We start from the raw sequence: 7,888 nt of genomic DNA, 5'->3' as shown, positions 1-7,888 counted from the left end.
CAAGTTTTATAGAATATATTCATTAAATATTTGTTATTAGGACTGTTTAAGATATAGTTACTTCCATAAGTTTTTATATATTTTCCTTTTAATTGAGGGAAAAACTTGTTTAAATTCTTATAAAAGAATTCTCTGTTACCGTCTCTTAAAGTTACCCCCATACTGAAACATATTATACCATAAACTTTTGCTTTTATACAATAATTTAAAATACCGGCTAAATTTTCTTTTGTATCATTTATAAACGGCAATATAGGTGTAAGCCAAACAATAGTTGGGATATTATTTTGATTAAGTATTTTTAATGTTTCAAATCTTTCTTTAGTGCTGCTTACATTAGGTTCTATTATTTTACAGAGTTGTTCATCAAAGGTTGTTAATGTCATTTGAATAACACATTTTGTTTTATTGTTTATTTCTTTTAGAATACCCAAATCTCTTAATATTAACGACGATTTTGTTATGAGCGTCACACCAAAACCGTATTTGTATATTAATTCCAATGTTTTTCTTGTACTTTGTATTTCTTTTTCCAACGGAATATACGGATCTGTCATAGAGCCCATACCTATCATGCACTTTTTTCTTTTACTTTTAAAAGTTTTTTCTAAAAGTTCTACAGCATTTGCTTTTATTTCAATATCTTCAAACTTATGCTGCATATTATAACAGTTACTTCTTGAATCGCAATATATGCAACCGTGAAGACAACCTCTGTAAAGGTTTATCCCGTTTTTTGCAGATAATATACTTTTTACGGTAACAAAATGCATAATAAGTCCTATTTATATAATTGTTTCATGTGAAACAAAAATACAATTTATAATGTATAATTTACAATGTATAATTAATGTATTTTTTTGCTTTGCAAAAAATCTAATTATTTATCAAAAATTCACAATGTGAATTTTTACCGACATTATATATATTACTTTCTGCACTATACATTAAAAATTATTCCGCTTTGCTTCCAATATTCGAATCTTATATTCTTCTAAGCTTCAAAATTGCTTTGTAATTTTTTATTATATTATTTTATATGCTAATTTCCTTTAATTCTGCAAGCACGAATATATGCATTCATAATTTTTTCCACTGAATAATTTGTCTCAATATAATCTTTAACACAGTATTTGTCAAGATTATTTGGTATATCTTTGATAAATTTTTCAAATTCGTTTCCAAAAATTTTAAGTTTATTGAGAACACAATTATATTCGGTTATAATTTTTACATTGTCCTTTGTAACAAATTGGGAAAAGGATGCATTTTTATGATTAGTTATAACAAAAGAAGGAATATTAAAAGAAGTTGCTTCAAGAATAACCTGTCCGACACCGGCAACAAATAAAATATTATTTAAATTTTTGCGTAAATATTGTATCGAATTTATTTGTCCTATAAAATTAATATCAACGTTTTTTGATTTGGCAAAATTTATGGCATCTTTAATGAATTGCACTTCTCCTGCTCCTGCAATATCTATACTGAATTTATAAATTTTACATAATGAAATCAAATTACGGACATGTTGTATTTTATCTTTTGAAAACCTTGAGATATATAAAATCTTTGTTTGCCCGGAATAATGCCAATTTTCATTTTGTATAGTTATGCAATTTGGAATTTTATAGATTTTATGTTGTAAATTTTTAAATTTTTTTAACCAATCTGTTGATACGGAAATAATACTGTCAAACCGTTTAATTTGTTTTTCCAATAAAAAATATTGCTGAGAATGAAATAAAATTCCTGTTCTTGATATTTTTTTTAGTTCATTTATTTGCTTTTTGCCGATATAAGCTAAAATTTCTGCAGATACGCTTTTTAATTGAAATTCAATATATTCGGGTTTTATTTTTTTTGTAATTTTTATAAAAAATTTTAAAGTTAAACTGTTTTCAAATGAAAATTTTATAAAAAAACAATTAGTAATAAGTCTAAATTTATTTTCTTTTGCTATAATGATGGGAACAAAATTGCGAGAAATTAAAAAGTCTATTGTTTTCTTAATCCTTGTTTCAACTCCGCCTGTTTCTTCTAAATCGCCGTCAATAACAAAAATAATTTTACGAAATTTTTCTTTTTTTGATTTTAAAACATAATCTTTTATTGTATTGATAGTTGCTTTGTTTTTGCTTAAATATCTTTTTATTTTACTGTAATTAATCGGATATAGGTATATATGTATGTATTCATTTAATATTAAAAAACATTTATGTAAATACTGTAATATAAAATTTTTTTTTAATTTTTCCACTAATATTTTATACATAGTTGTTTTTAATTGTTTACAGACTTCTTTGTTTAAGAATATAAATTTACTTCATTATAACGTATTTACCATAACAAACAAAGTTATAAAAAGTTTGTAATTATATTTGCAATTTTTTATTAAGTTCCTTGGCATATAATTTTATTTGTTGAATATCAATAATGTTATTATTTAATGTGTAGTAAGTATTGTTTTGGTACAACGGATCTTTTTTATATTTTTCATCAATTTTTTCCCAATCTTTTGTTAAGGGAATAGGGGAATATTCAGATAATGATACTTTTGCCCCTAAACTATGGACAAAATCTATTGATTTTTTAATATCTTCCAATTTTTGATATTTATGCCCTACCAATAAATATGATGTATATTCTCCCTTTTTATAACCGGCTTTTACTAAATTGTTTATGGCCGCTTCAAATAAATTATTATTTACTTTATTATCACTGTATTTTTGAAGTTCATTATTTGATGTTTCCAAACTTACCCTCGGGTTTATAAAATTTGTTTGAAACATAAGTTCGGCAAGTTCTTTATCAACATACCTTGCATGTAAACCGTTTGGAGTATGAAAATATATTTGTTTATTATCTTTTACATATTCTTTTAATAATATTTTTATATTATCATCTGCCTTATAAAATAATGCATCATCATAAAAAGCAATATTTTTAATATTGTTACCGATTAAATAATCTATTTCATGTTTAACAATTAAAGGGTGTTTTCTTTTAAATATACCGTTATTTAATATTTTTTGAGCACAATAAGAACAACTGAAAGGACAACCTAACCCTATTCTTGTTACTATATATTCTAACTTATTATATAAAGAATAATCCGGAATAGGCATCGTTTCAAAGTTAGCATTAATTATTACATCAATATTATATTTTTTAAATATATCATTGAAATTGTCTAAACTGCCACGAACAACATCGTCTATATTTTTAAGTGTTTTTGCATGTTCGTAGCATAAAGTTGCATAAATACCACCCAAAACTATAGGAGTTTTAGGGAAAATTTCTTTTAAGTTTTTTGCAACTTCAATAATACCTAAATACCAATAAGTCATAACGGAATTTATTATAATTAAATTCGGAACGGGTAACTTTTTAATATAATCGGTTGCCGTATTTTCCGGTATACCAAACCTATAATAATTTCTTTCTATGTTTTTGAAAATATAAGGTTTTTGAATTATTTGTTTAATATAATGCCCGCAACCGTATTTGTTTGATTCGGGACTTTTAATAAGAGGTGACAATCTGTCCATATAATCAAAAAATTGAACATTTATGTTTTGTTGTTTTAACATTGAGGATAAATAAAGCAGTGCTAAAGGTTTTGCCCATAAATCATAAGCGGCAAAGTCGTATATCGGGGGATTAACTAATAATATTTTAGTCATTTTTTGTTCTTAAATTAAGTGTTTCTTATTTTTTTGATTGCTAATTGATATTGTAAATTTTAAATTATAAACTGTTTTTTATGTTTCACGTGAAACATAAAGTTTTGAAAACGGATAATTTATTTTAAGTAATTTTTAGTATTACAAGAAGAGCTGTTAGAAAGTAATCCGAGGCAATAATAAGTATCATAGATACCATAACCGAACTTGTTGTTGCCCTTCCGACACCTTCAGCACCACCGGAACATTGAAAACCTTTGTGGCAGGCAACAATAACCAAAATTAATGCAAATACACATGATTTTATAAATCCGTGCCAAAAAGTAGAAACATCCATAACATTTAATATATCACTCATATAAACGGTTGAAGGAACATCCCAATTCATTGTAGTAACAACAAGTCCACCGTAAACACCAACTATATTTGCTATTGATGTAAGTAACGGAACCATTAATATACAAGCTATAAACCTTGGAACTGCAATATATTTTATAGGGTTTGTCCCTAATGTATACAAGGCATCTATCTGTTCGGTTACTTTCATTGTTCCTATTTCTGCCGTTATTGCAGCACCTACTCTGCCTGTTATAACAACCGCTGTTAAAACAGGACCTAATTCTTTAACTAAAGCATAAGCGGTAATCATACCTATATAAACTGGTTCGTTAAATAAATTTGAAGTTGCAGAACCTACCTGCAGTGCCAAAACCATTCCGGTAAAAAATGAAGTCAGTAAAATAATAGGAAATGATCTGTAACCGACTTCAAACATTTGTGATATTGTGTTTTTTATATTTATTTGACCTTTAAAAATATACACAAAAGTTTCTAAGGTTATTTCGGTTGCATGCCCCAAACCTAAAGCTACTTTATTAAAAATTTCAAAAACATAACTGATAGGATTAAAATTATTTTTTAAATTTTCCATAATTAACGGTTTATAATTTATCGGCTATAAAATTATAGTTGTCGAGTTGCATATACTTGTATAAATAAATTATTAGGTTTATTATACTATAATTCTTGGAACTCTTGTTGAAATAGCACATGTAATTTCATAATTGATTGTATTTTGCAATTTTGCAAGTTCTTCGGCTTTTATTGTTTGGCTGCCTTGTGTGCCTATTAAAACAACTTCATCACCGACGGAAACACCCTTTACACCGGTAACATCTATCATCATCATATCCATTGTAATTCTGCCTGCAATCGGGCAACGTTGCCCCCTGACCAAAACATCTGCCTTATTTGATAATACTCTGCTGTAACCGTCCGCATATCCTACCGGAATTACCGCGATAATTGAAGCTTTATTTGTTACAAAAGTTCTTCCGTAGCTTACACAAAAACCGGCGGAAACTTTTCTTAAGTTTATTATTCTTGCTTTCCATGATAAAACCGGTTTTAATTTTAATGCTTTTGAAACTACACGGTCAAAAGGTGTAAGCCCGTATAAACCTATTCCCGGGCGAACCATATCAAGATGTGTTTTTTTATCTGTCATCAATGCTGCCGTATTTGCAACGTGTGATATGAATTTTAAACCTAATTTTTTTGCATACTTTGCAATATCATTAAAAATATCAAGTTGGTTTTTTGTATAAGCGGGATTTGTATCCGAAACAGCAAAATGTGTAAACATTCCGCTCATTTTTATTTCCGGCATTTCGGCAATTTTTTCAATTATATGGTAGGCGTCTTGAGGGCTTACACCGAGCCGTCCCATACCGGTTTCTATTTTTAAATGAAATTCCAATCTTTTATCGAGTTTTTTTGCCAAACTTGCCAAAAACTGAATATCGTGTAAGTTTGATAAACTTGGAATTAAATCCCAATAAACGGCAACTTCCAAACCGTCACAAGGATAAACGGAACTTAACATTAAAAGATTTGTTTTTATTCCTGCTTTTCTATATTGAATTCCTTCTTCAACGGAAGATATTCCTATACCGTAAACACCTGCACGAACAGCTTCTTTTGCAAGTTCTGCTCCTCCGTGTCCGTAACCGTTAGCTTTTATAACGGGCAAAATTTTTGTGTCTTTTTTTAAACTTTCTTTAATTTTTTTTAAGTTGAAAAGAAAATCGCTTTTATCTATTTCAACCCAATTTTGACGGAAAAAAGTTAAACTTTTCTTTCTTGCAGATGGCGGTTGTTCCTTCATTACTTGTAGTCCTCCATTGGAGATTTATTAAAAAATTTTGTGAATTCACTTTCAAAAACCAAATTGACATTTCCTACCGGACCGTTTCTTTGTTTGCTTACAATTATTTGTGCTTCTCTTTTTTTATCTTCATCTTGATTTTCTTTATCTTTATCATAATAAATTTCTCTGTGCACAAAAGCAACTACGTCGGCATCCTGTTCAATTGCACCCGAACCTCTTAAATCCGAAAGTTGCGGCTTTTTGGAACCGGTTCTTTTTTCGTTTTCTCTGGATAATTGTGATAAAACAAGAACCGGTATTTGCAAATCTCTTGCAATTGCCTTTAATGACCTTGAAACTTCGGCAATAAGACTTGCTTCAGATTCGGATTTGTATTTTGAAGATGTGCCTATAAGTTGTAAATAATCTATAATTATCAAATCAAGTTTTTTACCTTTTGTTTCCAATTTTCTTGCAAGTTTTCTTGACGCTGCACGTAATTCGGTAATTGTTATATCGGATTTGTCCAAAATATGTATTTGAGAATTAACAAGTTTTTCGGCAGCATTTGTAAGTTTTGTCCAATCGTCGCTTGAAAATTGACCGCTTCTTAATTTCAGACCGTTTACTAATGCACAAGAAGCCAAAAACCTTTTCATTAACGATTCTTTTGACATTTCCAAAGAAAATATTGCGACGGTTCCTTTGTTGTTGATTGCAACGTTTTCGGCAATGTTTAATGCAAATGCCGTTTTACCCATGGAAGGCCTTCCGGCAAGTATTATAAGCTCGGAAGGTTGCAAACCTGATGTAAGTTTATCCAAATCATCAAAACCTGTTTTTAAGCCGGAAACATCCCGTTTATCCTGATGTAATTTTTCAAGTTCGGCAACGGTTTTTTTCATTAATTGTTTAGGCGTTTCAAAATCGGAAGTAATATTTTGTTTTGAAATGTTAAAAAGATTTTCTTGTGATTGGTCTAAAATTTCAACTGAAGGTTTTTTTTCTTCAAAAGCATCGGTTACCATTTTGGAGCCGATATTTACTATTTGCCTTAAAATGGATTTGTCTTTTATTATATCTGCATAATATTCAACATTTGCAGCAGTTTTTACTTTATCAATGAGACCGGCAAGATATCTGCTTCCGCCGGCCTCAATATACATTTTATTGTTTTTTAATCTTTCATTAACGGTAACAATTTCCACCGATTGTGTATCGCTTATTTCTCTTATTGCACCGAAAATTAACTTATGAACTTCTCTGTAAAAATCCTCTTCCTTAACCAAATCGAGTGCTTTTATAACCGCATCTCGTTCTATTAACATAGCCCCGATTAAAGCCATTTCAGCATCTATTGATTGAGGAGGTACTTTTTCTAAACTGTTAGCCATTGTTATTGTTTAGTTTTTGCTTTTTTCTTCAACTATATCAACTTCAACTTTAGCAACTACTTCAGGATGTAACCTGACATTTACGGATAATTTGCAAACTTCTTTAACAGGAGCCGGCAGCAAAATATCGTGTTTGTTTATATTAAAACCCTGTTCTGCAAAAATTTTTGATAAAGTAGCGGTTGTTATGGAACCGAAAATTTTACCGTTTTCACCTACTTTTACTTTTGTAGAGAAAGTTGCTTTTGATAATTTTTCCGCAACTTCTTTTGCAGCTGCAATTATCTCTTCTCTCTGTTTTTCCAATTTAACTTTTTCTCTTTCCCAAATTTTTAAATTTTGAGGAGTTGCTTCCATTGCAATTTTTTTAGGCAATAAAAAATTTCTTGCAAATCCTGCAGAAACTTCTTTTATCTGCCCTTGTCTTCCTACATTTGTTATATCTGCTCTTAAAATAACTTTCATTATATAATTCTCCCTTTTTAGTTAGCTGCAAAAGGCAATAAAGCCAACATTCTTGCTCTCTTAATAGCTTGGCAAAGTTCTCTTTGGTGCTTTGCGCAAGTTCCGGTAACGTTACCGGAAAGTATTTTCCCGCCTTCGGTAACAAAAGTTCTTAACAAACTTACATTTTTGTAATCTATTTCTATTTTATCGCT

The 7,888-nt window shown here is 29.3% G+C and carries 8 protein-coding genes; all 8 read right to left on the bottom strand.

Annotated elements, in window-relative coordinates:
* A partial coding sequence (locus ACMUOV_RS00920) for an SPL family radical SAM protein (RefSeq protein WP_413852887.1) occupies positions 1 to 773 on the bottom strand: 773 nt, incomplete at its 3' end.
* A 269-nt stretch (positions 774 to 1,042) separates the two neighbouring features.
* Complete coding sequence (locus tag ACMUOV_RS00915; protein WP_413852885.1) at positions 1,043 to 2,275, bottom strand: hypothetical protein; 1,233 nt, start codon at positions 2,273 to 2,275, stop codon at positions 1,043 to 1,045.
* Positions 2,276 to 2,375: 100 nt separating this feature from the next.
* On the bottom strand, positions 2,376 to 3,686 hold the full coding sequence (locus tag ACMUOV_RS00910; RefSeq protein WP_413852883.1) for a B12-binding domain-containing radical SAM protein: 1,311 nt from the start codon (positions 3,684 to 3,686) through the stop codon (positions 2,376 to 2,378).
* Between the two features lie 124 nt (positions 3,687 to 3,810).
* Positions 3,811 to 4,617 (bottom strand): MlaE family ABC transporter permease, encoded by an 807-nt coding sequence (locus tag ACMUOV_RS00905; protein ID WP_413852881.1) that lies wholly within the window; start codon positions 4,615 to 4,617, stop codon positions 3,811 to 3,813.
* Positions 4,618 to 4,698: 81 nt separating this feature from the next.
* Entirely contained in the window at positions 4,699 to 5,853 is a 1,155-nt protein-coding gene (alr, locus tag ACMUOV_RS00900) for an alanine racemase (RefSeq protein ID WP_413852879.1), read from the bottom strand.
* A complete protein-coding gene (gene dnaB / locus ACMUOV_RS00895) occupies positions 5,853 to 7,229 on the bottom strand; it encodes a replicative DNA helicase (protein WP_413852877.1) in 1,377 nt (458 codons plus the stop codon). The genes alr and dnaB overlap by 1 nt, the downstream gene beginning before the upstream one ends.
* A gap of 9 nt (positions 7,230 to 7,238) precedes the next feature.
* Positions 7,239 to 7,694 carry a 50S ribosomal protein L9 gene (gene rplI, locus ACMUOV_RS00890; RefSeq protein WP_413852875.1) on the bottom strand — a complete coding sequence of 152 codons (456 nt, stop codon included), beginning with the start codon at positions 7,692 to 7,694 and terminating at the stop codon, positions 7,239 to 7,241.
* A 17-nt stretch (positions 7,695 to 7,711) separates the two neighbouring features.
* Entirely contained in the window at positions 7,712 to 7,873 is a 162-nt protein-coding gene (gene rpsR, locus ACMUOV_RS00885; RefSeq protein WP_413852889.1) for a 30S ribosomal protein S18, read from the bottom strand.
* Positions 7,874 to 7,888: the final 15 nt, after the last annotated feature.

The organism is Candidatus Ruminimicrobium bovinum, from assembly GCF_902760015.1.
GTDB classification, from domain to species: domain Bacteria; phylum Elusimicrobiota; class Endomicrobiia; order Endomicrobiales; family Endomicrobiaceae; genus Ruminimicrobium; species Ruminimicrobium bovinum.
Note: the sequence above shows the minus strand (reverse complement) of the source record. Positions and strands in the feature narration are given on the sequence as shown.

Bases quoted from the DNA above. Each gene is read 5' to 3' on its own strand.
- ACMUOV_RS00915 (WP_413852885.1), bottom strand. From the start codon at position 2,275: ATGTATAAAATATTAGTGGAAAAATTAAAAAAAAATTTTATATTACAG.
- ACMUOV_RS00910 (WP_413852883.1), bottom strand. From the start codon at position 3,686: ATGACTAAAATATTATTAGTTAATCCCCCGATATACGACTTTGCCGCT.
- ACMUOV_RS00905 (WP_413852881.1), bottom strand. From the start codon at position 4,617: ATGGAAAATTTAAAAAATAATTTTAATCCTATCAGTTATGTTTTTGAA.
- alr (WP_413852879.1), bottom strand. From the start codon at position 5,853: ATGAAGGAACAACCGCCATCTGCAAGAAAGAAAAGTTTAACTTTTTTC.
- dnaB (WP_413852877.1), bottom strand. From the start codon at position 7,229: ATGGCTAACAGTTTAGAAAAAGTACCTCCTCAATCAATAGATGCTGAA.
- rplI (WP_413852875.1), bottom strand. From the start codon at position 7,694: ATGAAAGTTATTTTAAGAGCAGATATAACAAATGTAGGAAGACAAGGG.